This is a genomic window from Erythrobacter oryzae (assembly GCF_030271515.1).
GTDB lineage: Bacteria > Pseudomonadota > Alphaproteobacteria > Sphingomonadales > Sphingomonadaceae > Erythrobacter > Erythrobacter oryzae.
The window spans coordinates 524,732-548,341 of sequence record NZ_JASCXI010000002.1; the positions used below are offsets into that span (position 1 = coordinate 524,732).

Sequence of the window (23,610 nt, forward strand, 5' to 3'; positions counted from 1 at the left end):
AAGACTCTCCCATCCTCTCTTATGCCCGCCAGAATGCGGCGAACGGGGAGCGCGGGACAGCTAGCGGATGGTCGTAAGACCTTTGTCTGATGGGGCTCGCGGTGTAGCCTGATGTAAAACAGGTGCAGAACAAGGGAGAGTCGAGATGATCCACGCCGTCGAGCGGCCTCAGGCCCATACGCCCACGCATTGCACCCCCGAGCAGTACGACGCGATGTATCGCGCCTCTGTGGAGACGCCCGACGCCTTCTGGCTCGAGCAGGCGCAGCGGCTCGACTGGGTGAAGGCGCCGACGCTGGGCGGCGACTGGGCCTATGATCCGGTCGCGATCAAGTGGTTCGAGGATGGCGCACTGAACCTGTGCCACAACGCGGTCGACCGGCATCTGCCGCAGCACGCCGACCGCACCGCGCTAATCTTCGAGCCCGACGATCCGGCAACCCCCTCGCGCACACTCACCTATGGCGAGCTTCACGCCGAGGTCGTGCGCATGGCCAACGCGCTGAAGAAGCTTGGCGTCACGCGCGGCGAGCGGGTGACGATCTACATGCCGATGATCCTCGAAGGTGTCGTCGCCATGCTCGCCTGCGCACGGCTGGGCGCGGTGCATTCGGTGGTGTTCGGCGGCTTCTCGCCCGAGGCGCTCGCGGGGCGGATCGAGGATTGCGGCAGCCGCTTCGTCATCACCGCGGACGAGGGCCTGCGCGGTGGCAAGCACATTCCGCTGAAGGCCAATGTCGACGCGGCCCTGAACCTCGCCGCGCACGCGACCCATGTCGCGGGCGTGCTGGTGATCCCGCACACCGGCGGCGCGATCGATATGGTCGAGGGCCGCGACCACTGGCTCGCCGATCTCGCCAGTGACGAGGACTGCCCCTGCGAGGTCATGAATGCCGAAGACCCGCTGTTCATCCTCTACACCAGCGGCTCGACCGGCAAGCCGAAGGGCGTGCTCCACACCACCGGCGGCTACGGCGTGTGGACCGCGATGACCTTCCACTACATCTTCGACTACCAGCCCGGCGAGGTGTTCTGGTGCACCGCCGATATCGGCTGGGTCACGGGGCACAGCTACGTCGTCTACGGCCCGCTGTTCAACGCCGCGACCGCGGTGGTGTTCGAAGGCGTGCCCAACTACCCCGATCATGGGCGCTTCTGGGACGTGGTCGACAAGCACCAAGTGAACATCATCTACACCGCCCCCACCGCGATCCGCGCGCTGATGCGCGAGGGCGACCACCATGTGACCAGCCGCAGCCGCGCTTCTCTGCGGCTGCTCGGGTCAGTCGGCGAACCCATCAACCCCGAGGCATGGCGCTGGTATTTCGATGTCGTGGGCGAGGGCCGCTGCCCGGTCATCGACACCTGGTGGCAGACCGAGACCGGCGGCTGCATGATCACCACGCTGCCCGGCGCGCACGACATGAAGCCGGGGAGCGCGGGGCTCCCCTTCTTCGGCATCCGCCCGCAACTGGTCGACAACGAGGGCGGGGTGCTCGAGGGCGCCAACGAGGGCAACCTGTGCATCACGCATAGCTGGCCGGGGCAGGCGCGCACCGTCTATGGCGATCACGAGCGCTTCGTGCAGACCTATTTCAGCACCTATGCCGGCAAATATTTCACCGGCGACGGCTGCAAACGCGACGAGGACGGCTATTACTGGATCACCGGCCGGGTCGACGACGTCATCAACGTCTCGGGCCACCGCATGGGTACCGCCGAGGTGGAGAGCGCGCTGGTGCTCCACCCCAAGGTCGCTGAGGCCGCGGTGGTCGGCTATCCGCACGACATCAAGGGGCAGGGGATCTACTGCTACGTCACGCTGAACGCGGGCGAGGAGGGCACGGATGCGCTGCTCGCGGAACTCAAGGCCCACGTCCGCAAGGAAATCGGCCCGATCGCCACGCCCGATGTGATCCACTTCACCGACGGCCTGCCCAAGACCCGCTCGGGCAAGATCATGCGCCGCATCCTGCGCAAGATTGCCGAGAACGAGTTCGGATCGATGGGCGACACCTCGACCCTCGCCGACCCCTCGCTGGTCGAGCGGCTGATCGAGGGCAGGCAGAACCGTTAAGCCGATGACGGGGCGCATCGTCATCGCCGACGACCACCCGCTGTTCCGCAGCGCGCTCGCGCACGCGGTCGGCAAGGTGTGGGAAGGAGGCACAATCATCGAGGCCAGCTCCGCCGCCGAGGCGCGCGCGGTGCTGGCCGAGGGCGGGGTGGAGACATTGCTGCTCGACCTGCACATGGCGGACTCATCGGGCCTGTCGGTGCTGATGGACTTGCGGCAGGACTACCCCGCTCTGCCCATCGTGATCGTCTCGGCCTCCGAGGAGCCGCGCGTCGCGGCGGCGGCGGCGCAGCTGGGCGCGGCGGGGTTCATCCCCAAGTCGGCGAGCCTCGAGGCGATGCGCGAGGGGCTCGCCGCGGTGCGCGATGGCGACGCGTGGTTCCCCGAAAGCGCGGCCGGCGCGGACGACGATCTCGCCCGCATCGCCAGCCTGACGCCCGCCCAGCGGCGCATTCTGGCGGGCATCCGGCAGGGGCTATTGAACAAGCAGATCGCCTATGAACTCGCGATCTCCGAGGCGACGGTGAAGGCGCATATCACCGCGATCCTCAGGAAGCTTGGCGTCGGCAGCCGCACCCAGGCGGTGCTGCTCGCCGCCAAGCTCGACGTCGATCAGCCGGTGGCGGATTCCGCCAGAGCCTGAGCCGCGCTGTCGCGACCCTGTGCCAGGGCTGTCGCGATCAGCGCGCGCAGGGCGGCGGGCGTGGCGGGCTTGAGCAGGCGGTTGGCCCCCATGCGCGCGGCGGCTGCTTCGGTTTCCTCGGAGGCCTCCGCCGTGAGCAGGATCGCGGGGCAGCGCCTGCCCCAGGCTTCGCACAAAGCGGCAAAGGCGGCATCGCCGCGTTCTTCATCGTCGAGCCGGTAGTCCATGATCGCAAGGTCGGGCGCCTCGCGCGCTGCGCGCGCTTCGGCTAGGCTGGTGGCGGTCGTCACCTGCAAGCCCCAGCGGGCGAGCAGCGCAGCCGTTGCGGCCAGCGCGGCCGGGTCGTTGTCGACCACCAGCACCCGCGCCTGTCCCAGCCCGGCCGAGGTGCGCGTGGGCACCATCCGGGCGACGGGCGTCGCCTCGCGCCGCAGCACTGCCATCGGAATCGCAAAGCGGCTGCCGCGGCCGGGACGCGAGGTGGTCTCCACCTCGACCTCCAGCAGCCGCGCCGCGCGCCGCACGATGGCAAGGCCGAGGCCCAGCCCCTCGCGGTCGCTCGAGGCGCCGCGCTCGAACTCGCCGAAGATGCGCTCGATATCCTCAGGTTCGATCCCACGGCCGGTGTCATGAATGCAGATCACCGCTGCATCGCCGCGCCGCCGCACCCCGATCAGGACGCCGCCGCTCGCCGTATAGCGTACCGCGTTGCTCAGCAGGTTGCGCAGCACCGCGGTGAGCAGCGCGCGGTCGGCCATTACCCAGACGCTCGTGTGCACGCGCTTGAGCGTCAGTCCCTTGGCCTGCGCCTGCAGCGTGAACTCGCGCGCGACGTCCTCGAACAGCTGGTCGAGGGCGATAGGCTCGGGCGCGGGCACCACCCCGCCGCTGTCGAGCTTGGAAATCTCCAGCAGCACCCGGATCAGGCGGTCGGCGGCTACGATCGAGCCGTCCAGATCGGCCACCAGCCGCTCGAGCGCCGCCTGTCCGCTGACCTCCTCGCCCAGCGCCGAGGCGAACAGGCGCGCGGCGTTCAAGGGCTGGATCAGGTCGTGGCTCGCCGCGGCGAGGAAGCGGGTCTTGGACTGGGTCGCCTGCGCCAGCAGCGCATTGGCCTCGGACAGCTGGCGGGTGCGTTCGGCGACCTTGCTTTCCAGTGCTTGCTCGGCCCGGCGATCCAGCGTGATGTCGGTGTAGGAGGTGGTGTAGCCACCGCCCGGCGTGGGCGCGCCGACGATCCTGAGCACGCGGCCATCGTGCTGCACGCGCTCGATCCGGTGCTCGGTCCCGGCGCGCATATAGGCGAGGCGGCGCTCGACCTGTTCGTCGATCTCGGCCTCGCTGAGGCTGCCGCGGGCGAGGTTGAAGCGGATCAGATCGGCAATCGGCGTGCCGACGGTGACGAGGCGGTCGGGCAGGTCGAACAGCTCCTGATAGCGGCTGTTCCACGCCACCAGCCGCATCTCGCCGTCGACCAGCGCGATGCCCTGGTCGATCGATTCGATCGCGGTCTGGAGCAGCTCGGCGGAAAAGGACAGGCGGCGCTGGGTCTCGTCGAACATGGCGACGACTTCGGGCAGCGGGATCGGGTCGCCGCCCGCCCACGAGCCCACCAGCATCCGCGCGGAGGAGGTGCCAATCACGCCCGAGATCACCCGCTCGGCCAGCTCCAGCACCGCCGCGCCCGCCGGATCGCCGTTCTTCATCTGCAAAGGGGCCAGTGCGGCATCGGCCCGCTCGCGCCCGACGAACTGGGCGAGCAGCGCGCGCACGTCGCCCAGCCGCTTGGCGGTGGCGTGGCGGGGAAGCTCGCCCGGCATCGGCGTGCCGACGAAGGCCGCGGCCTGCGCCTGGTCGAGCAGCGAGGGGCGGGCGAGCGCCGAGACCAGCCAGTAGAGCGCGGTGTTGACCCCGAGGCTCAGCACCACGCCCGAGACCAGCGGATCGGGGTGAATGCTGATGAGCGGCGCGGTATCGCTCGCTGCGGGCCAGATGAGGAGGGCGAGCCACAGCGCAAAGCCGGTCGCAAGGCCCGTGAGCATTCCGGCGCGGTTGCCGTGCTGGCTCACCATGCCGAGCACGAGGCCCGGCGCGAACTGCGCGGCGGCGGCGAAGGCGAGCGTGCCCATCCCGGCCAAGTCAGTGATGCCGGCAAAGCCGCGGTAGAAGGCATAGGCCGCCGCCAGCAGCGCAGCGATCACCACGCGGCGGATCAGCAGCAACCTTCCGGCGATGCGGCTGCGGTCGCCCCGCCCGGCCAGCGCGCGGCGCAGCAGCAGCGGGGCGAGGAGGTCGTTGGTGATCATGATCGAGAGCGCCACGCAGGCGACCACGATCATCCCCGTCGCCGCCGAGAACCCGCCGAGGAACACCAGCACGGCGAGCCACGGCGCCTCGCGCGCGAGGGGGAGAGCGAGCACGATGGTGTCGGGATCGGTCCCCGCCGGCAGCAGCGCGAGGCCCGCCAGCACGATCGGCACGATCACCGCCGCGGTCGCGGCGAGATAGGCGGGCAGCACCCAGCGCATCGCCCCCGTGGCGCGCTCGCCCGGGGCCTCGATGAAGGTCATGTGGAACTGGCGCGGCAGGCACAGGATCGCTGCCGCCGCAATCAGCGTAAGGACGGCAAAGCGCGCGTCGAGCTGGCCCGCGCTCAGCAGCACCGGGCGTGCCGGGAGCGGGGCGCCGCCGCTGGTCACCAGCCACCACAGCGCCAGCGCGCCGACCGCCAGCAGCGCGGCGAGCTTGACGACCGCCTCCAGCGCGATGGTGAGCACCAGCCCCGCATTGTCCCCCGGCCGGTCAGCGCGCCGCGAGCCGAACAGGATCGCGAACAGCCCCATCAGCGCGGCGACGATCAGCACCAGCTCATCCGCCGCCACCTGCGCGCGCAGGTCCGGGGCCATCAGCAGCACGGTCGCACCCACCGATTCCAGCTGGAGCGCCATGTAGGGCAGCGTCCCTGCGCTTGCGATCACGGTGACAAGCGCGGCGAGGCTGGCGCTCTTGCCGTAACGGGCGGAGAGGAAGTCGGCGATCGAAGTCGAATGCTGTGCCTTGGCCTGCGCGAGGATCTTTTTGACCAGCCCGAAGCCGAGCGTGAAGACGAGGATCGGGCCGAGGTAGATCGCGAGGTAATCGAGCCCGGCAGTGGCAGCGGTGCCCACCCCGCCAAAGAAGGTCCAGCTCGAGCAATAGACCGCGAGGCTGAGGCCGTAGATCGTGCCCGCGCGGGCCTGAAGCCAGCCGCTCGCCGCCCCCTGCCGGTCCCGCCATGCGGCGAGCCAGAACAATGCCCCCAGATAGAATGCGGCGGCCGCGAGCGCCGCGCCCAGCATCATGTGACCCGTCCTCTCCCTCGCCGGGCAAGCTACCGCAACCGCGCCCACAAGCAAAGGGGCGGCGCCCTTGCGGACGCCGCCTCTCCTTCGCGACCCTTGCGGGCTTACTCAGTCGTCGATGTTGCGACGGAAGGTTTCGGGGAGGAACAGCAGCCCCGCCACCACGGTCAGCGCGCAGATCCCGATGGGATACCACAGCCCGTAGTAGATATCCCCCGTCGCCGCGACCATCGCGAAGGCGGTGGTGGGCAGGAACCCGCCGAACCAGCCGTTGCCGATGTGGTAGGGCAGGCTCATCGCGGTGTAGCGGATGCGGGTGGGGAACAGCTCCACCAGCAGCGCAGCGATCGGGCCGTAGACCATGGTCACCAGCAGCACGAGATAGGTCAGCACCGCGACCACCAAGGGCGTGTTCATCGCCTCGGGATCGGCCTTGGCGGGGTAGCCGGCAGCGGCGAGCGCGGCCTTCACCTCTTTCTGGAAGGCCTCGATCGCGGCCTTGCGTTCTTCGCCCGTGACCTTGGCGGGATCGGGCGCGGTGAAGGTGGCGGTGCCGACCTTGACCTGCGCGATCGCACCCGCTTCGGCCCCGACATTGCTGTAGCTCACCGCGCTCTTGGCGAGGAATGACTTGGCAATGTCGCAGCTCTTGGCATCGAACTTGTTCTTGCCGATGGGGTCGAACTGCACCGAGCACTCGTCGTGGTTGACCACCACGCTCACCGGAGCGGCGACCTGCGCCTTGGCGAGCGCGGGGTTGGCCGCCTCGGCGAGCAGGTGGAAGGCGGGGAAGTAGGTCACCGCCGCCAGCGCGCAGCCGGCAAGGATGATCTTCTTGCGTCCGATCCGGTCCGACAGCCAGCCGAAGAAAACGAAGAACGGCGTGCCGATGGCGAGCGCGACCGCGATCAGGATATTGGTGGTCGCGCCGTCGACCAGCAGCATTTTCTCGAGGAAGAACAGCGCGTAGAACTGGCCGGTGTACCACACCACCGCCTGCCCCGCGACCGCACCGAGCAGCGCGATCAGGGCCCAGCGGGCGTTCTTCCAGTTGCCGAAGGCTTCCGAGATCGGCGCCTTGGAATTGGTGCCTTCCTCCTTCATCTTCTGGAAGACCGGGCTTTCCTGCAGCTGCATGCGGATCCACATCGAGACGCCCAAGAGGATCGCCGAGACGAGGAAGGGCACGCGCCAGCCCCATTCCTTGAAGGCGTCCTCGCCGATCATCGTGCGGGTGCCGATCACCACCAGCAGCGCCGCAAACAGGCCGAGCGTGGCGGTGGTCTGGATGAAGCTGGTGTAGAGCCCGCGCTTGTTGTTGGGCGCGTGCTCGGCCACGTAGGTCGCCGCGCCCCCGTATTCGCCGCCGAGCGCCAGGCCCTGCATCAGCCGCAGCAGCACCAGCATGATCGGCGCGGCAACCCCGATGCTGGCATAGGACGGCAGCACGCCGACGGTGAAGGTCGAAAGGCCCATCAGGCCCATCGTCACGAGGAAGGTGTATTTGCGCCCGACGAGGTCGCCGAGCCGCCCGAACACCAGCGCGCCGAAGGGCCGGACCGCGAAGCCGGCCGCGAAGGCCGCCAGCGCGAAGATGAAGCCGGTGGTCTCGTTCACCCCGGAAAAGAACTGTGCCGAGATGATCGTGGCCAGAAGGCCGTAGAGGTAGAAATCGTACCACTCGAACACCGTCCCCAGCGACGAGGCGAGGATGACGCGCTTTTCGGTCCCCGTGGCCTCGTGGTGCTTGGGCAGCGCGTCATTGAATGCCGTTGCCATTGTCGCTCTCCCGCTTGTGCGCCCGGTCCTCCTGCGGCGATCATGCCGCATGGGCCGAGGCGTGCAAAGTCGCGCTTTCGCGGGCGCGGGGATAGCTAGACCTTGGTCGGATGGGCGCGGGGGCGCGGTGCTATTCGTCGGGGGCGAAGGTGAAGCGCAGGTCCGGCGTCTCGATCACCAGCTGGCGGCCGTCGAGCGTGGTGCTGTAGCGCTGCGCGTCCGACAGGCGGCCGAGCTCGTCGCCGAAGCTGGGTTCGGGGCAGAGCATCTTGGTGCTCGCCACGGGGCCGATGCTTATGCTGCCCGCGCCATTGGCCGGCTGGCCCGCGGTCCAGGTCGAACGGCCGCGATTGCAGTCGAGCCGCAGCTGCATCTCGCCGCCGTCCGCGAAGGCAATCGTGTGCCGCGCCTGCAAGGCCGGGGTGAGCGTGGTGGTGCTGCCCGAGGTGTCGATCGCGACCAGCCGCCATTCGGTTCCGGCGAGCGGGTGGGCATCGGGGATGGTCGCGCAGCCTCCCAGCGCGAGCGTGGCGGCGGCGGCGGTAATGGCGGTGCGCAGGTTCATCGCGAAAGTCTCCCCATGGGTCAGGCCCGGCGATTAATGCTCCGATCCTGAACGCGGGCCGACCGGCGCGCAAGAAAAAGCCGCCGGGGCGCGAACCCCGGCGGCCTTTTGAAAACCTTGGGCAGAGCGTCTCAGCTCTCGCGGGTGCCCGACAGCGGCATCGCGCCGAAGGCCCCTGCATTGACCGAGCCGGTCAGGGTGTCGCCGTCGATGGTCGCTTCACAATCGAGCGTCATCGGCATCGGGACGACCATGTTCATCTTCCACTTGATGGTGTTGCCCTCGATCGTGCCGCCGGCGATGTCCATCGAGCCGAGGCTGCCGACCAGCGAGCCCGAGAAGGTGTCGCCATCGGGCACGACGGTCAGCGTGCCGGTCTGGTCGCCCATCGGGCTCTTGACGGTGGTCTTGTAGGTACCTGCAACGGACATATTCCACTCCCTTGGTGAGCGTGCAGGCCTCATGCGACCCGGCACAATGATGGCGTTATTTACACTGATGTCAGCGCGCTTCAATGCTTTTGATGGCGTTCAGACCTCCCGCCCCACCTCCCCGCCCGGCCACCAATAGTACCACGATGTTATGGTGGCCGGGCGGGGAGGTGGGGCGGGAGGTCCGCCTAACCAATGAACCGCGCTGACGTCTTCCCGATTGTCCTCAGAGCTTGTCGGCCTCGAGATATTCGACCGTCATGCCGAGACCCGCGATCTGCTCGTCGATCTGCTTGCGGTCGCCCACCACCACGATCACGAGGTTCTCGCTGCCCAGATATTCGCGCGCGGCGGCGTCGATCTTGTTCGCGTCGATCGCGCGGTAGATCTCGGGCAGCTTGCGCTGGTAGTCGTTCGGCCGGCCGAGCAGCTGGTTGGAGAGCACCGCGCCGAGCACCTGGCCATTGGTCTCGAAACGGTTGGGCAGGCCGCGGATATTGCCTTCGGTCACGCGCTGGAGCTCGGTTTGATCGACCCCCTTGGTGGCCGGGAAGGCGGAAAGGTTGCCGAGGATCGCCTTGATCGAATCCGCCGTGCGGTCGGACTGGACGGGGGTGAAGACATTGAAGGCGCGCGGGCCCACGCCGCCAGTCAGCCCGCTGCGGATGCCGTAGGTCCAGCCCTTGTCCTCGCGCAGGTCCATGTTGAGGCGCGACAGGAAGCCGTCGCCGATCACCTCGTTGGCAAGCTCGAGCGCTTCCATGCCGCCTTGCGTGCCGCGGATCGGCAAGACGCGCGCGGCGAGCAGCACGCTCTGCGGGCTGTTGGGGCGGTCGATCACCACCAGCCGCGGGCGCGCTGCGGGCACGGCGGCGTCGAGGTTCTTCGAACCCTTGGCCGTGGCGGGTGCCTTCCAGTCGCCGAACGACTTCTCGAGCGCGGCGAGAAGATCGGGCATGGTGATGTCGCCGACCACGGTGATGCGGGCATTGTCGGGGCGCAGCCAGCGCGCGTGCTCGGCCCGCAGCGCATCGGAGTCGAGCGCCGAGACGACCTCGGGCAGGCCGCGCGCGCCGACACCGCCATAGGGGTGGTCGGGGCCGAACAGGATCGGGCCGATCGCGCGCTGGGCGAGGCCGATGGGATTGGCCCGCTCCTGCGCGATCCCTGCCAGCTGCTGGTTCTTCACCCGCGCGACATCCTCGGGCTTGAATGCGGGGTTGCGTACGATGTCGGCCATCAGCGCGAGCGAGGGCGCGAGATTGGCGGTCAGCGCGGAAAGCTGGACGGTGCTCGTATCGGTGCCGGTGCCCGCCGAGATCGAGGCGCCGAGGCGCTCCTGCTCGATCGCGATCTGTTCGGCGGTAAGGCTGAGGGTGCCCTCGTCGAGCAGGCCCATCATCAGCGACTGGGTGCCGGCCTTCGCGGGGCCGTCGGCGGCATTGCCCGCATCGAAGGTGATCGCCATCGACACCTTGGGGATCGCGGTGCGCCGCGCGAGCGAGACTTCCATCCCGTTCGAAAGCCGCGCGGTCTCGACCGCCGGGAAGGTCAGCGCGCCGACCGGAGCGACCGCGGGGTATTCGCGCGGCGGGCCGGTGCGGGTGACTTCGATCGGGGCCTTGGCGTCGGGAGTGGGTGCGGGCGTGGTCGCCTCGTCCCCCCAGCCGCCCAGCTTGGCGCCGTCGAGCTTGCGCTCGCCGGGCTCGATCACGAGGGTGTAGGCGGGCTTGCCGAGCCAGCGCTGGAGCGCGGCCTGCACCTGAGCGGGGGTGAGGCGCGCGACTTCGTCGAGCTGCTTGCGGTAGTAGCCCGGATCGCCGCTGTAGAGCAGGCCCTCGGCCAGCGTCGTGCCCTTGCCGCCGAAGCCGCCGACCTGTTCGAGCGCGTCGATGTTGCCCGAGACGATCTGGGTCGCCGCGCGGGTCAGCTCGTCCTGCGTCGGCCCGCGCGCGATCAGCTCGTCGATGATCGCGTTGAATTTGGCCTCGGCCACCGCCGGGTCGACCCCGGGCTTCACGTCCATCTGCGCCTGCAGGAAGCTGAGCTGCTCGTGCTGCTGCGAATAGGCGCTGACCGAGACCGCGACCTGATCGCCGCGCACCAGCGCATTGTCGAGCCGCGAGGAAGCGAGGCCGCCCAGCACCGACAGCCCGGCCGCGAGCGGCACCGCGTCGGGATCGTTGATCGAAGGGCCGGTCCAGGCGCGCATGATGCGGGTGACGGGGACCTGATCGGTGATCGTCTCGCGCTTGTCGGCCGCGAGCGTCACCGGCTGAGCATCGGTCTTGACCACCTCGGGCCCGCGCGGGATCGACCCGAACCAGCGCTCCACCATCGGCCGGGCGGTCTTGGCGTCGATGTCGCCCGCCAGCACCAGCACCACGTTGTTGGGGCCGTAATTGTCGGTGAACCACTTGCGCACGTCGGTCAGGCTCGCCGCGTCAAGATCGGCCAGCGAGCCGATGGTCGAGTGGCGATAGGGGTGGCCGACCGGCAGCAGGCCATCGGAAATCAGGTAGCGCACGAGGCCGTAGGGCGCATTGTCACCCTGACGCTTCTCGTTCTGGACAACGCCGCGCTGCTTGTCGAGCTTGTCCTGGGTGACCGCGCCGAGGAGGTAGCCCATCCGGTCGCTCTCCATGAACAGCGCAAGGTCGAGCGCGCCAGTCGGCACGGTCTCGACATAATTGGTGCGGTCATACCAGGTCGAGCCATTGGTGCTGGTCGAGCCTGCGGCCTCCAGCGGGATGTCGAAATTCTCGACGTTCTCCGAGCCGCCGAACATCAGGTGTTCGAACAGGTGGGCAAAGCCGGTGCGCCCGCGCGGCTCGCTCTTGCTGCCGACGCGGTAATAGACCGTGACGCCGACGATCGGGCTCTTGCGGTCTTCGTGGACGATCACGGTGAGGCCGTTGTCGAGCTTGAACTGCTCGTAGGGGATCTTCACCTGGCTCACCAGCGTCGGCAGGTCGGCCGTCGGCTGCGGGGCGGCGGAGGCCGCCGCGGGAGCGGGCGCGGGTTTCGGAGCCGCGCTCTCGGCGAGCGAGGGGGTAAAGGGCGCGGCCAGCGCAAGGGCGAGCGCCGAGAGGCTGGCGGCAGCGAGACGATGGGTCATGGACTTGGGCTCCGGTGGGGTGCGCGTTGGGCAGGTCAGCGCGCGTTGGTGACGGTCTTGACGGTATGGCGCCGGGTCGCGACGCTCGCGAGCAGATCATCGCGCCAGAAATAGACGGGCTTCAGCCGGTGTTCGACGAACAGTGCCATCTGGTCGGTGTAATGCGGGCTTTGGGGCCGCGTCGACGCCGCGCCGAAGGGCTGCACCGAGCGCGAGCTAACCTTCTGGCCCGGCTGCCATTCGATCCACATGATGAAGCTGTCCCCGTGCTTGAGCGAGAGCCGCCCGTCATCGGCGACGTCCCAGGTGGTCGCGGCGCGCAGGGTGTCCGAGCCGCCGTCGACCGGCAGATCGACCTTGCCCTGCCGCAGCCGTACCAGATCGCCCAGCGGCGGGTCGAGCCGGCCGAAGTGTTTCGTCAGGTGATCGGCCGCCGCATTGAGCTTCTCGGCCACGTCGGGGAAGGGCTTGTTGTTGTAATCGGCCGCCATGAAGTCGCGGATGATCAGCATCGCGATGGCATCGGCGGCGCCCTTGCCGTCCGAGGTGAAGTCCCACGACAGCAGCAGATCGCGGGCCTTGGCGAGCTCGCCCTCGGCAGGCATGGTCGCCAGCGCCTCGAACAGCCGCGCGACATAGCCGTCGCGCTCGTAGCCGGTGTCGTACTTGATCGCCTCGAGCGCCCCCCGGTCGAGCACGCCCGCCTCGCTCAGCAGCTTGTAGGCGCGGCGCGAGCGGTTGGTCTGCTTGAGCTCGATCCCCAGCGTCGGCGAGAAGGCCTCGGGGTCGAGATCGCTCCCCGCGCCTGCCGCGGTGAAGGGGGTGTTGTTCGAGTTGTAGAGCCACCCGCTCGCCGGGTTCACGATCTTCGGGATCGCGCTGAACGGCACCGCGCCCTGCCAGATAAGCTCGGAGCGGTTGCCGGGGAGCACCGAGCGCCAGTCGGCCTTGACGCCCTCGGGCCGGTTGGGGATCGCGGCGTTGTAGACATAGGCGATGGTGCCGCTCTGATCGGCATAGACGAAGTTGGTCGAGGGGATCGCGAGGCGCGACAGCTGGCCTTCCCACTCGGCGAAGGTCTTGGCCTTGTTGAGGCGGTAATAGGCGTCAAGCTGCTGCAACTGCCCGATCCCGCCATAACGCACCGCGAAGGCGCCCTTGGCGTTGCGGATCACCGGACCGTGAACCGAGCGCAGCACCTCCTTGCGGATCGGTAGCACCACGGGGCCCATGCGCACCGGCAGCGTCACCCACTCGCTTTCCAGATCGCGCCACTCGCCGTCGAGCTTGTAGCGATTGCCCGTGTCGTCGAGCTCGAGCTGGTAGACGTCGATCATGTCGGGGGTGTTGACCGTGTTGGTCCAGCCCAGATGCTCGTTGTGGCCGAGGAAGGGGAAGGGCGAACCGGGGAAATTCGCGCCCGCGAAGTGCCAGCCCTCGCCGCTTTCGACCACCAGCTCATACCACGCCACGCCGCCGCGCAGCGGCTGGTGCGAGTTGGAGACGAGCGTGGTGACGCCGCCGCCCTTCTTCGGCGCAACCGCGAAGGCATTGGAGCCGAGGTGTTCGGCATCCTCGCCCAGCGGCAGCACCAGCGTGCGCGCCTGCTTGGGGGCAGCGTCAGGCGCGGGGGCGGCTTCGTCCAGCGGCGGGCGCGGGAAGCCGGGGATGTCGGGGCCATGCTCGCGGCGCAGTTCCTCGCCCGCCACCAGCGGCCCGATCACGCCGTCGAGGCCGAAGAAGAACGGCTGGCGCAGCGCGAAACCCGCGGCGACGTCGATCCCGGCGACGGGGAAGAGATTGCCGAGCTTCACCTCACCCGGATGCTCCTCGGCATATTGGTTGAGCCCCGCCGCATAGGCCTCGAACAGCGCGCGGGTATCGGCGGGGAGCTTGGGATATTCGCGCTCCGCCGAACCGCGTGCGTCGATCAGGTGGTAGACATAATCGACTTTGGCCCCGTCCGCCCCCGCGATCGCGCCGTAGCGCCCGCGGCTCATCGCGACCACGTCCTGCAATGTGAAGAAGTCGTCCTCGGCATGGGCGATGGCGACCCCGTAAGCCGTGTCGGCATCGGTCTTGCCGGAGATATGGGGCACGCCCCATTCGTCGCGGATGATCTCGGCCGTGTAGGTGCGGCCTGAGGCCGGGGCGGCGGGGCTCGCCATCATCGGCTCCCACGTCGCGAGCACCGCGAAGGCAAGCACAAGCAGCACCACCAGCGCAAAACCGCCGCGCTTCACCCAGATCATGACCGATTTCTCTCCCAAATCGCGTGGCTCTTCCTTCGCTTGGACGAGGGCCGCGGTCAAGCAGCGACGCCCCCTCTTGCCTTGCGCGGGGAATGAACCCACCTATCCGGGTAATACACCTCCCGCGCGGCTTTTTGCAGGGCGGGGGCTTGTGTTGCCAAAGTGCAACACTATCTGCTGGCGGTACATTTGGAGGGTTTGGACCACCATGAATCTCGAGAAATTCACCGACCGCGCGAAGGGCTTCCTGCAAGCCGCGCAGACCGTCGCGATCCGCCTCAATCACCAGCGCATCACCCCGCTGCACATCGCCAAGGCGCTGCTCGAAGACAGCGAAGGCATGGCAGCCGGGCTGATCCAGCGCGCTGGGGGGCAGGCGCCGCTGGCCGCGACGGCGGTGGACGCGGGGCTGTCGAAGATCCCGGCGGTCACTGGCTCGGGCGCACAGGCGACCCCGGGGCTCGACAATGACGCGGTGCGCCTGCTCGACACCGCCGAACAGCTCGCCGACAAGGCGGGGGACAGCTACGTGACGGTCGAGCGGATGCTGACCGCGCTCGCACTCGCGCCGGGTGCTGCGGGCGAGGCGCTTAAGGCGGCGGGCGTCACCCCGCAATCGCTCAACACCGCGATCGAGCAACTGCGCGGCGGCAAGAAGGCCGACTCTGCGGGGGCCGAGAACACCTACGATGCGATGCAGAAATTCGCCCGCGACCTCACCAAGGCGGCGCGCGACGGCAAGCTCGATCCCGTCATCGGCCGCGACGAGGAAATCCGCCGCACCATCCAGATCCTCGCGCGGCGCACCAAGAACAACCCCGCGCTGATCGGCGAGCCCGGCACCGGCAAGACCGCGATTGCGGAAGGGTTGGCGCTGCGCATCGCCAATGGCGACGTGCCCGACAGCCTCAAGGGCCGTACCCTCATGAGCCTCGACATGGGCGCGCTGATCGCGGGCGCGAAGTATCGCGGCGAATTCGAGGAACGGCTCAAGTCGGTGCTCGACGAGGTGAAGCACGCCGAGGGCCAGATCATCCTGTTCATCGACGAGATGCACACCCTGATCGGGGCGGGCGCGTCCGAAGGCTCGATGGACGCCTCGAACCTGCTGAAGCCCGCCCTCTCGCGCGGGGAGTTGCACTGCATCGGCGCGACCACGCTCGACGAGTATCAGAAATATGTCGAGAAGGATCCAGCGCTCCAGCGGCGGTTCCAGCCGGTGTTCATCGCCGAGCCGACGGTCGAGGATACCATCAGCATCCTGCGCGGCATCAAGGACAAGTACGAACTCCACCACGGCGTGCGCATCACCGACGGGGCCATCGTAGCGGCGGCGAAGCTCTCCGACCGCTACATCCAGAACCGCTTCCTCCCCGACAAGGCGATCGACCTGATGGACGAGGCCGCGAGCCGCATCCGCATGGAGGTGGAGAGCAAGCCCGAGGAGATCGAGGCGCTCGACCGGCGGATCATTCAGCTGAAGATCGAGGAACAGGCGCTCCAGAAGGAGACCGACGCCAATTCGAAGGACCGCCTCGTCGCCTTGCGCGAGGAGCTGGCGAACCTCGAACAGCAGAGCGCCGAACTCACCACCCGCTGGCAGAACGAGCGCGACAAGATCGAGGCCGAGGGCAAGATCAAGGAGCAGCTCGACGCCGCGCGGCTGGAGCTCGAACAGGCCCAGCGCGAAGGCGATCTGGCGAAGGCGGGAGAGCTGTCTTACGGGCGCATCCCCCAGCTCGAAAAGCAGCTCGCCGAAGCCCAGGGCCAGGCCGCCAATGCCATGCTGCGCGAGGAAGTGACCGAGGAGGACATCGCCGGCGTCGTTAGCCGGTGGACCGGCGTTCCGGTCGACAAGATGATGGCGGGCGAGCGCGAGAAGCTGCTGGCGATGGAGAGCATCCTCGGCAAGCGCGTGATCGGCCAGTCGCAGGCCATCGAGGCCGTGTCCAAGGCCGTCCGCCGCGCGCGGGCAGGGCTTCAGGACCCCGGCAGGCCGCTCGGCTCGTTCCTGTTCCTCGGCCCCACGGGCGTCGGCAAGACCGAGCTTACGAAGGCGCTCGCCGGCTTCCTGTTCGACGACGACAGCGCGATGGTGCGCATCGACATGAGCGAATTCATGGAGAAGCACGCCGTCGCCCGCCTGATCGGCGCGCCTCCGGGCTATGTCGGCTATGAGGAGGGCGGGGTGCTGACCGAAGCCGTGCGCCGCCGCCCCTATCAGGTGGTGTTGTTCGACGAGGTCGAGAAGGCGCATTCGGACGTCTTCAACGTGCTGCTCCAGGTGCTCGACGAAGGGCGCCTGACCGACGGGCAGGGCAGGGTGGTGGACTTCGCCAACACCCTCATCATCCTCACCTCGAACCTCGGCAGCCAGTATCTCGCCAATCTCCCCGACGGGGCCGAGGTCGCCAGTGTCGAGAAGGATGTGATGGACGTGGTGCGCGGGCATTTCCGGCCCGAGTTTTTGAACCGCCTCGACGAGATCATCCTGTTCCACCGCCTGGCGCAGGAGCACATGGCGCCGATCGTCGAAATCCAGGTCGGGCGCGTCCAGAAGCTGCTGGCGGATCGCAAGATCACCATCGAGCTGACCGATGCCGCGCTGCGCTGGCTGGGCCGCGTCGGCTACGACCCGGTCTACGGCGCGCGGCCGCTGAAGCGGGCGGTGCAGCGCTATCTGCAGGACCCGCTCGCCGAGATGCTGCTCGAGGGCAAGCTGCCCGACGGCAGCACGCTGAAGATCGACGAGGGTGACGGAGCCTTGTCGATGGCAGTGACCTGACAACGGTCCATCATGGCACAACGAAAAAGGCCCCGGTTTCCCGGGGCCTTTCTCTTTAGGGCTGATGCCGGAGGGACGATCAGAACCGGACCCGCGCACCGGCGGTGAAGCGGCGACCGATCACGTCGAAGTCGGCAGCCGTTTCGAGGCCCGTCGGCGTGCCGAACTGGGCACCCGGCAGATATTGCGGCTTCTTGTCGAAGACGTTGTCGACGTTGAGGAAGAAGGTCATCTCCTCGCCGACGTCGAAGCCGAGCTGCGCGTCGTGGGTGGCATAGTCCGAGATCCGGTTCAGCGCGACCACGCCCGGGTCGGCATTCACGAAGTCACGGATGAAGTCCCCGCCGCTCAGGAAGTTGGTCTGCCAGCTGAGGCGGACCGCATCCATCTGGTAGGTGCCACGCAACGTGAAGGTGTGGGTCGAGAAGGTCCGGCCGAAGGTGCCGGCGTTGTCGACCGCCTCTTCCGTCGGATCGGTCTGCGTCTTGGCATCGATCAGGTAGGTGTAGTTGCCCGAGAAGGAGAAGGAATCGTTCTCGGTCAGACCCACCGACGTGCGGTAACGCAGGCCCACGTCGACGCCGCGGTTCTGGAGACCCGCCACGTTGATCAGCTGGCCGTTCACCGTGGTGATGAAGCCGGTGTTGGCATCGCGGATCACGTTGTCGCAGAACACCGGGAGACCGGTTTCAAGGCAACGCTGGATCGAGTTGTTGCGGCCGAGCGTGGCGATCGCGTCCTCGATCTTGATGTCGTAGTAATCGACCGTCAGCGCGAGGCCCGGAATGAACGACGGAGTGATGACCGCACCGATGGTGATGGTCTTGGCCGTTTCTTCCTGCAGGTCCTGGTTGCCGCCGACAAAGCCGTTGATGCCCTGAAGGTCGGCCAGCGTGTAGTTGAACGTCCCGTCAGCCGCGATCGCCGCCGCGACGCCCGGAATGGCACGACATGCCGCTCCCAGACCGCCGAGGTCGTTGGTCGCCGTGGTGCCGTCGCACGGATCGGAGACCGCAGCGAAGGTTTCGCTGGGGGCGCTGAACAGTTCCGAGATGTTCGGGGCACGGTTGGCGACGGCGTACATGCCGCGGATGCGGATGTCGTTCGTCGGGGCCCATTCCGCACCGGCGTTCCAGCTGAACACGCCGCCGATCGTCGAGTAGTCCGAATAGCGCGCTGCGCCGATCAGGCCGAGGTACTCGAAGAACGGACGCTCGGAGAGCAGCGGCACGTTCACTTCGCCGAACACTTCCCACACGTCGAAGGCACCCGAAAGGTCGGGGATGAGGTTGCCCGAGTTGCCGCCGGTGTTGGTCAGGATGTCGAGATCGTTGAAGGTGCTCTCGCGGCGGTATTCGACACCGGCCGCGATGCCCACGTCACCGCCGGGCAGCGCGAAGAGCGGACCCGAGATGGTGGCGTTGACGACGTACTGCTCGTTGGTCACCTCTTCCGACTTCGGAACGACAGCCTGCACATAGGACGCCGCGCGCGGATCGGCGGTGTTGTAGCCGAATAGGTTGAGCGGGATACAGCCCTCGGCACGGGCGGCCGCATCGGCGCAGACGATGTCCACCCCCAGCACGTTGCCCGGACCCACGCGCACGGCGTTGAGCGCATTGCGGTAGCGGTTGTTGTCGATGTCCTCGGACGAGTTGAAGTCGTTGAGGTGGCCGTAGACGAAGCTGCCTTCCCACTTGAAGCGGCCCACATCGCCGCGCAGGCCGGCCGCGACGCGCCAGGTCTGGCGTTCAACCTGGTTGCTGCGGTCGAACACGTCGTTCTGGCGACGACGGCCGGAGATCGAATCGATGTCGTTGGTCGGATCGGCGTCCGAGTTCACCGCCGCGATCACCGCCGCGACTTCGTCCGGGATGAAGGGGTTGCTGACCGGAATGCCGAAGGGATCGACATCACGGAAGTAGATGTCGTTGGTGATGTCGAGCGCGAAGGGTTCGATCCGCGAGTTCGAGATCGTGCGCGCCCAGGTCACTTCGGCAAAGGCCGTCACCTTGTCGCTGATCTCGTAGCTGCCGATACCCGAGGCGAGGTAACGCTCGAGCGGGACCGAGATGTAGCGGTCGCCGTTGCGGTTGTAGCCGAAGCCGACCGCGCCGAGGCCCGGGATCGTCGTGAAGCTGTTGTCCGGGTTGAACGAGAAGGTCGAGCGGCCGCCAGGAAGCGCCGAACGGATTTCGCCGTTGGGGCCGCGCAGCTGGAACTGGCCCTGCGGGGCGAAGGACGAATAGGCTGCCGGGCCGCAGATCAGGCCGTTGCAGTCCTCGGCCGAGATGGCGCGGTCGCGCGAGCGCAGGCCGCCGTCACGGTCGTAGGAGAAGTTCGCCATGAAGCTGCCGCGGTCGTCGGCGCCGAAGCTGGTGCCGCCGGTGACGCTGACGAACTGGCGCGGGTTGTCGCCCTCTTCGGTGATCGACGCCTGGGCGCGCACCGAGATGCCTTCGAAGCGGTCCTTAATGATGAAGTTGACGACGCCCGCGACCGCGTCCGAACCGTAGACGGCCGAGGAGCCGCCGGTCACGATTTCGACACGCTCGATGAGGTCGGTCGGGATGTTGTTGAGGTCAACCGCCGAATCGCCCGCGAAGCCGCCGATAAAGCGACGCCCGTTGACGAGGGTCAGCGTGCGCGAGCTACCCAGACCGCGCAGGTTGACCGTGGCGATCCCGGTGCCTGAGGTCAGGAAGTTGGTGTTGGTGCGGGTCGAGCCGATGCCCACCTGCGGCAATTCGTTGAGGACGTCGGAAATGTTCTGCGCGCCGTCGGTGAGAATCGTCTCGGCACCGATGGTGACGACGGGAACAGGGCCGTCGATTTCCGAGCGCGCGATGCGCGAACCGGTGACGACGATGGCTTCGGCTTCGGGGGCAGCCGTTTCCTCGGTTTCCGATTCGACGCCGGGTTCGGACTGGGCGAAGGCCGGGGCGGCCAGGGCGAGGGCGGCGAGGCCTACGCCCGCACGCAGCAACGGCCGGCACGGGGCAGGGGGGACAGATCGCATGGGCTTGATAACCTCTCTCTAGATGTTGTGATCGAGCCGCACCCGAACCGCCGTGATCGGCGGGGTGCGGAGATAGCGGCGGGGGCGCCACATCATGCAGTTAGGCAAAAGGGACGAGGCTCGTCACGCACCTCGCGCCGCCTGCCCGGCGCGTCTCTGCCTCCCGTTGCACGATCGCAACGAAATATGCGATTTATCGTATATTTGGCACAATTGAACCCTAGCGCGAAACAATCGTTCCTTGCGCTAACATGGATTATGGATGGCGATGGAGCGTGCCAGCGAACGCTTGAGACGTAGGGGCGGCATTCGGGCGGCTGGATTTTGCGGGCAGCAGGGCACTATGCTAGGCGCGCGGGTCGGAGCGGATGGCCGCTCGGGCGAGTACGGGCGGCGCGGATGATGGAACTGAACGGGAAGATCGATCGCGAGGCGCTGGCGGCGCGTTTCCGGGCCGACGGCCGCGTACAGGTGCCGGGCGTGCTGACCCGCGACTGCGCCGAAGCCTTGCGCGCCTTGCTGCTTCAGGGCACGCCCTGGCAGCTGGCTTGGCAGGCGGGCGAGGACGCGCCGGTGCAGACGATTCCCAACCGCCTGCTCTCCGCCCCCGAAGGCCAGGCCCGCGCGGCCGAGGCCGGTTCCGCCACCGATGCGGCGGCGCGCGGCGGGAACTACGCCTTCCGCTTTGCCAGCTACCCGATACTCACCGCCTATCTCGAAGGCTGGGACCGCGGCGGCCCGCACGAGGCGATCATCGAGAGCATGAACGGCGAGGCGATGCTCGGCCTCGTGCGCGAGGTCACCGGTATCCCCGAGCTGATCAAGGCCGATGCCCAGGCGACCTTGTTCGCCCCCAACCATTTCCTCGGCCGGCACACCGATGCCCACAAGGACCAGTCGTGGCGCGTGGCCTATGTGCTCAACCTCGCGCCCGATGACTGGCACCCGGATTGGGGCGGCTATCTCCAGTTCTTCGACGAGAACGGCGACATCATGTGGGGCTGGCGCCCGCGGTTCAACGTCCTCAATCTTTTCGCCGTGCCCTGCGCACATTCGGTGAGCTACACGGCCCCCTTCGCGGTGCCCGGAAGGATTGCCATCACCGGATGGTTCAGGGATAGATAGAAGCAGCCGGGCCCCGGGCCCGGACGCGTGCCTGCACAGGGAGAGTGTTACACCATGGCCCGTCACCATCGCCTGCTCACCGGCACCTTTGCCGCCGCCATCGCCGTGCTTGCCGCAGGCGGCACGGCCCACGCGCAGGACGCCCAGGACAAGCCCGCAGCACCCCTGCCCGAGGTCTTCGCCAAGGTGCTCGATTGCCGCGCGATTGCCGATCCGACGCAGCGCCTCGCCTGCTTCGATGCGGCGGTGCCCGCGCTGGCCCAGGCGCAGGAGAACAAGGAAGTGCGCGTCGTCACGCGCGAGGACGTGAACCGCACCCGGCGCGGGCTGTTCGGTCTGGTCGGCTCGGGCTTCGGCCTGTTCGGCGACGACAAGGACGAGGCCGAGAAGGAAGAGCTCAAGGAAATCACCGGGGTCATCAAGTCCTTCTCGGGCGAGCCGGGCAGCTTTGTCTTCACGCTCGATGACGGGTCGGTGTGGGCGCAGTCCGACACCACCTACATCCGCAAGCCGCAGCCCGGAAAGACGATCACCATCCGCCGCGCGGCGCTGGGCAGCTTCAAGGCGAGCGTCGACGGCGGCATCGGCTTCAAGATCAAGCGGCGCAGCTGATCCGGCGACACCCGCGTGGTAACCAGCGCAAGCCAACTCGCGGCGATCCATGCGAGAATGCAATCGGGCGACGTCGCCGGCGCGGCGCTGGCGATTGCCGAGGCCGTCAAAGCCGATCCCGCCAACGCGGCGGCGTGGCAGCTGGCTGGCATGATCCGCCGACGCGCCGGGGACAATCCCGGTGCGGTCGCCGCGCTGGAACAGGCGATCGCGCTGGGCCTCGCCAGCGCGGAAGTGTGGAACAGCCTCGGCCTTGCCCGCGAGGATAGCGGCGATCTGGTGAGCGCGGAGGCGGCCTTTGCCCGGGCTGCGAGCGCGGGCAGCACCTATACACCCGGCATCACCAACCACGCCCGCCTGCTGGGCCGGCTGGGCCGTCATGCCGAGGCCGAAGCCCTGCTGCGCGCGGCGCTGGAGCGGCAGCCCAGGGCACCCGACCTGCTCAACGCCCTGGGCGCGCTGCTGATCGAGGCAGGCCGCGCTGACGAGGCGGAGGGCGTCTACCGGACGTCCCTCGCGATCCGCGCGGACAACCGGGTCACGGTGATCCGTCTGGGCCAGACCCTGCGCGAACAGGGCCGCGCCGACGAGGCGGTTGCGCTCTACCGCGCGCGGCGGGCGGCGCTGGGGGATTCGCCCGAATTCGTGAATGCGCTGGCCGGAGCTCTGGTCGACTCCGGCGATTGGGCCGCGGCCGAAGCCGAGCTTGAGCGCTTGTGCGCCGCTGCCCCGGGCTATTTCCCCGCGCATCGCGGCCTCGCGCGCCTGGCCCGGGAGCACGGGTCGGCAAAGGACGGGTATCGCAGCTTTCGCAAGCTGGCCGCCGATTTTCCCGATGAGCCGGCAGTCTGGCTCGAGTGGACATCGCTGCTGCTGAAATATGGTGATTATACAGAAGCGCTCGAAGTGATCGACGCGGCCTCGCAGCGATTCCAGTCCGAGCAGCTGGTTCATTCCCGCGCGGTCGTGCTGTCAGAGACGGGCCGGCCGGACGAGGCGGAGGTGCTGTTCCGGGCTCTGAGCGAAACGCCCGCCGGAACCGTGCAAGCCGTGCTGACGACGCGGGCGCGCAATGCGATCCTGCTCGGCGACTATGCGCTGGCCGAAAGCCTCGCCGCACAGGCCGTGGAGCAGGACCCGCTCGACCAGTTCGCGCTCGCCTATCTCGGGCTGGCGTGGCGGCTGCGCGGCGATCCGCGTGAGTTCTGGCTCCACGATTACGAGCGTCAGGCGCAGCAGATTGCGTTGGGTGACCTCGCCGATCCGGGCGAGATGGAGGCCTTGCGGACCCATTTGCGCAGCTTGCACGTGGCCAAGGCCCACCCGCCCGACCAGAGTTTGCGCGGCGGAACGCAGACCGACGGCGCGCTGCTCACGCGCCCGCATCCGGTGATCCGCCGCCTGCGCGAGGGGATCGAGCGGGCGGTGGCGCAATACATCGAAGAGCTGCCCGATGATGACGGGCATCCCTATTACCGGAGGAAGACGGCTGCGTTCCGCTTTGCCGGGTCATGGTCGGTGCGCCTGACCACCGCCGGGTTTCACGTGGCGCATATCCATCCCGAGGGGTGGATCAGTTCCGCGCTGCATCTCGTCGTGCCCTCGCTGACGCAAGGCGAAGCAGCGGATGCAGGGGCATTGGTCCTGGGCGCGCCGCCCGCGGAGATGCAGACGGGCCTTGCGCCCCGGCATGTCGTGACCCCGCGCGAGGGGCATCTGGTGCTGTTCCCGTCCTCGATGTGGCACGGCACCAAGCCCTTTGCGGGCGGGCATGAACGCCTGACGGTCGCCTTCGACATCGCGCCGCGCTGAGCGGCCCTCGGGCACCATCCCGAAGCAACCACCCGTTCTCCCGGCACGCTG

The 23,610-nt window shown here is 68.1% G+C and carries 13 protein-coding genes; 6 read left to right on the plus strand and 7 right to left on the minus strand.

The features are described from left to right. The first annotated feature begins 145 nt into the window (after positions 1-145). Both acs and PFX90_RS07180 read left to right on the plus strand, forming a co-directional pair. Entirely contained in the window at positions 146-2,077 is a 1,932-nt protein-coding gene (gene acs / locus PFX90_RS07175) for an acetate--CoA ligase (protein ID WP_285711694.1), read from the plus strand. Positions 2,078-2,081: 4 nt separating this feature from the next. Then, a complete protein-coding gene (locus PFX90_RS07180; RefSeq protein WP_285711695.1) occupies positions 2,082-2,720 on the plus strand; it encodes a response regulator transcription factor in 639 nt (212 codons plus the stop codon). On the opposite strand, the gene PFX90_RS07185 is transcribed toward PFX90_RS07180, so the two are convergent. The 6 genes from PFX90_RS07185 to PFX90_RS07210 all read right to left on the minus strand — a co-directional run bounded on the left by PFX90_RS07185 (position 2,690) and on the right by PFX90_RS07210 (position 14,206). Next, a complete protein-coding gene (locus tag PFX90_RS07185) occupies positions 2,690-6,061 on the minus strand; it encodes a sensor histidine kinase (RefSeq protein WP_285711696.1) in 3,372 nt (1,123 codons plus the stop codon). The two genes, PFX90_RS07180 and PFX90_RS07185, sit on opposite strands and share 31 nt — an antisense overlap. 108 nt (positions 6,062-6,169) lie before the next feature. After that, positions 6,170-7,840: an MFS transporter gene (locus tag PFX90_RS07190; protein ID WP_285711697.1), complete on the minus strand. Its 1,671-nt coding sequence runs from the start codon at positions 7,838-7,840 to the stop codon at positions 6,170-6,172. A gap of 130 nt (positions 7,841-7,970) precedes the next feature. Next, positions 7,971-8,405 (minus strand): META domain-containing protein, encoded by a 435-nt coding sequence (locus tag PFX90_RS07195; protein WP_285711698.1) that lies wholly within the window; start codon positions 8,403-8,405, stop codon positions 7,971-7,973. A gap of 131 nt (positions 8,406-8,536) precedes the next feature. Further along, positions 8,537-8,836 (minus strand): lipocalin/fatty acid-binding family protein, encoded by a 300-nt coding sequence (locus PFX90_RS07200; RefSeq protein WP_285711699.1) that lies wholly within the window; start codon positions 8,834-8,836, stop codon positions 8,537-8,539. 226 nt (positions 8,837-9,062) lie between these two features. Beyond that, positions 9,063-11,954: a M16 family metallopeptidase gene (locus PFX90_RS07205; RefSeq protein ID WP_285711700.1), complete on the minus strand. Its 2,892-nt coding sequence runs from the start codon at positions 11,952-11,954 to the stop codon at positions 9,063-9,065. Positions 11,955-11,989: 35 nt separating this feature from the next. After that, positions 11,990-14,206 (minus strand): penicillin acylase family protein, encoded by a 2,217-nt coding sequence (locus PFX90_RS07210; protein WP_285711701.1) that lies wholly within the window; start codon positions 14,204-14,206, stop codon positions 11,990-11,992. Positions 14,207-14,414: 208 nt separating this feature from the next. Between PFX90_RS07210 and clpB the strand changes: the two genes are divergently transcribed. Continuing rightward, on the plus strand, positions 14,415-16,991 hold the full coding sequence (clpB, locus tag PFX90_RS07215; RefSeq protein WP_285711702.1) for an ATP-dependent chaperone ClpB: 2,577 nt from the start codon (positions 14,415-14,417) through the stop codon (positions 16,989-16,991). Positions 16,992-17,070: 79 nt separating this feature from the next. Here the strand turns inward: clpB and PFX90_RS07220 are convergent, their stop codons facing one another. Further along, positions 17,071-20,010 (minus strand): TonB-dependent receptor domain-containing protein, encoded by a 2,940-nt coding sequence (locus PFX90_RS07220; RefSeq protein ID WP_285711703.1) that lies wholly within the window; start codon positions 20,008-20,010, stop codon positions 17,071-17,073. Between the two features lie 399 nt (positions 20,011-20,409). Between PFX90_RS07220 and PFX90_RS07225 the strand changes: the two genes are divergently transcribed. The 3 genes from PFX90_RS07225 to PFX90_RS07235 are packed head-to-tail and all read left to right on the plus strand — an operon-like array spanning position 20,410 to position 23,559. After that, a complete protein-coding gene (locus PFX90_RS07225; protein ID WP_285711704.1) occupies positions 20,410-21,135 on the plus strand; it encodes a 2OG-Fe(II) oxygenase in 726 nt (241 codons plus the stop codon). 54 nt (positions 21,136-21,189) lie between these two features. Then, positions 21,190-21,747, plus strand: coding sequence for a hypothetical protein (locus PFX90_RS07230; RefSeq protein ID WP_285711705.1), 558 nt, complete (start codon positions 21,190-21,192; stop codon positions 21,745-21,747). A gap of 57 nt (positions 21,748-21,804) precedes the next feature. Continuing rightward, positions 21,805-23,559: a tetratricopeptide repeat protein gene (locus PFX90_RS07235; RefSeq protein WP_285711706.1), complete on the plus strand. Its 1,755-nt coding sequence runs from the start codon at positions 21,805-21,807 to the stop codon at positions 23,557-23,559. Positions 23,560-23,610: the final 51 nt, after the last annotated feature.

Excerpts from the sequence above, each read along its gene's own strand:
- acs (WP_285711694.1), top strand. The coding sequence starts at position 146 with ATGATCCACGCCGTCGAGCGGCCTCAGGCCCATACGCCCACGCATTGC.
- PFX90_RS07180 (WP_285711695.1), top strand. The coding sequence starts at position 2,082 with ATGACGGGGCGCATCGTCATCGCCGACGACCACCCGCTGTTCCGCAGC.
- PFX90_RS07185 (WP_285711696.1), bottom strand. The coding sequence starts at position 6,061 with ATGATGCTGGGCGCGGCGCTCGCGGCCGCCGCATTCTATCTGGGGGCA.
- PFX90_RS07190 (WP_285711697.1), bottom strand. The coding sequence starts at position 7,840 with ATGGCAACGGCATTCAATGACGCGCTGCCCAAGCACCACGAGGCCACG.
- PFX90_RS07195 (WP_285711698.1), bottom strand. The coding sequence starts at position 8,405 with ATGAACCTGCGCACCGCCATTACCGCCGCCGCCGCCACGCTCGCGCTG.
- PFX90_RS07200 (WP_285711699.1), bottom strand. The coding sequence starts at position 8,836 with ATGTCCGTTGCAGGTACCTACAAGACCACCGTCAAGAGCCCGATGGGC.
- PFX90_RS07205 (WP_285711700.1), bottom strand. The coding sequence starts at position 11,954 with ATGACCCATCGTCTCGCTGCCGCCAGCCTCTCGGCGCTCGCCCTTGCG.
- PFX90_RS07210 (WP_285711701.1), bottom strand. The coding sequence starts at position 14,206 with ATGATCTGGGTGAAGCGCGGCGGTTTTGCGCTGGTGGTGCTGCTTGTG.
- clpB (WP_285711702.1), top strand. The coding sequence starts at position 14,415 with ATGAATCTCGAGAAATTCACCGACCGCGCGAAGGGCTTCCTGCAAGCC.
- PFX90_RS07220 (WP_285711703.1), bottom strand. The coding sequence starts at position 20,010 with ATGCGATCTGTCCCCCCTGCCCCGTGCCGGCCGTTGCTGCGTGCGGGC.
- PFX90_RS07225 (WP_285711704.1), top strand. The coding sequence starts at position 20,410 with ATGATGGAACTGAACGGGAAGATCGATCGCGAGGCGCTGGCGGCGCGT.
- PFX90_RS07230 (WP_285711705.1), top strand. The coding sequence starts at position 21,190 with ATGGCCCGTCACCATCGCCTGCTCACCGGCACCTTTGCCGCCGCCATC.
- PFX90_RS07235 (WP_285711706.1), top strand. The coding sequence starts at position 21,805 with ATGCAATCGGGCGACGTCGCCGGCGCGGCGCTGGCGATTGCCGAGGCC.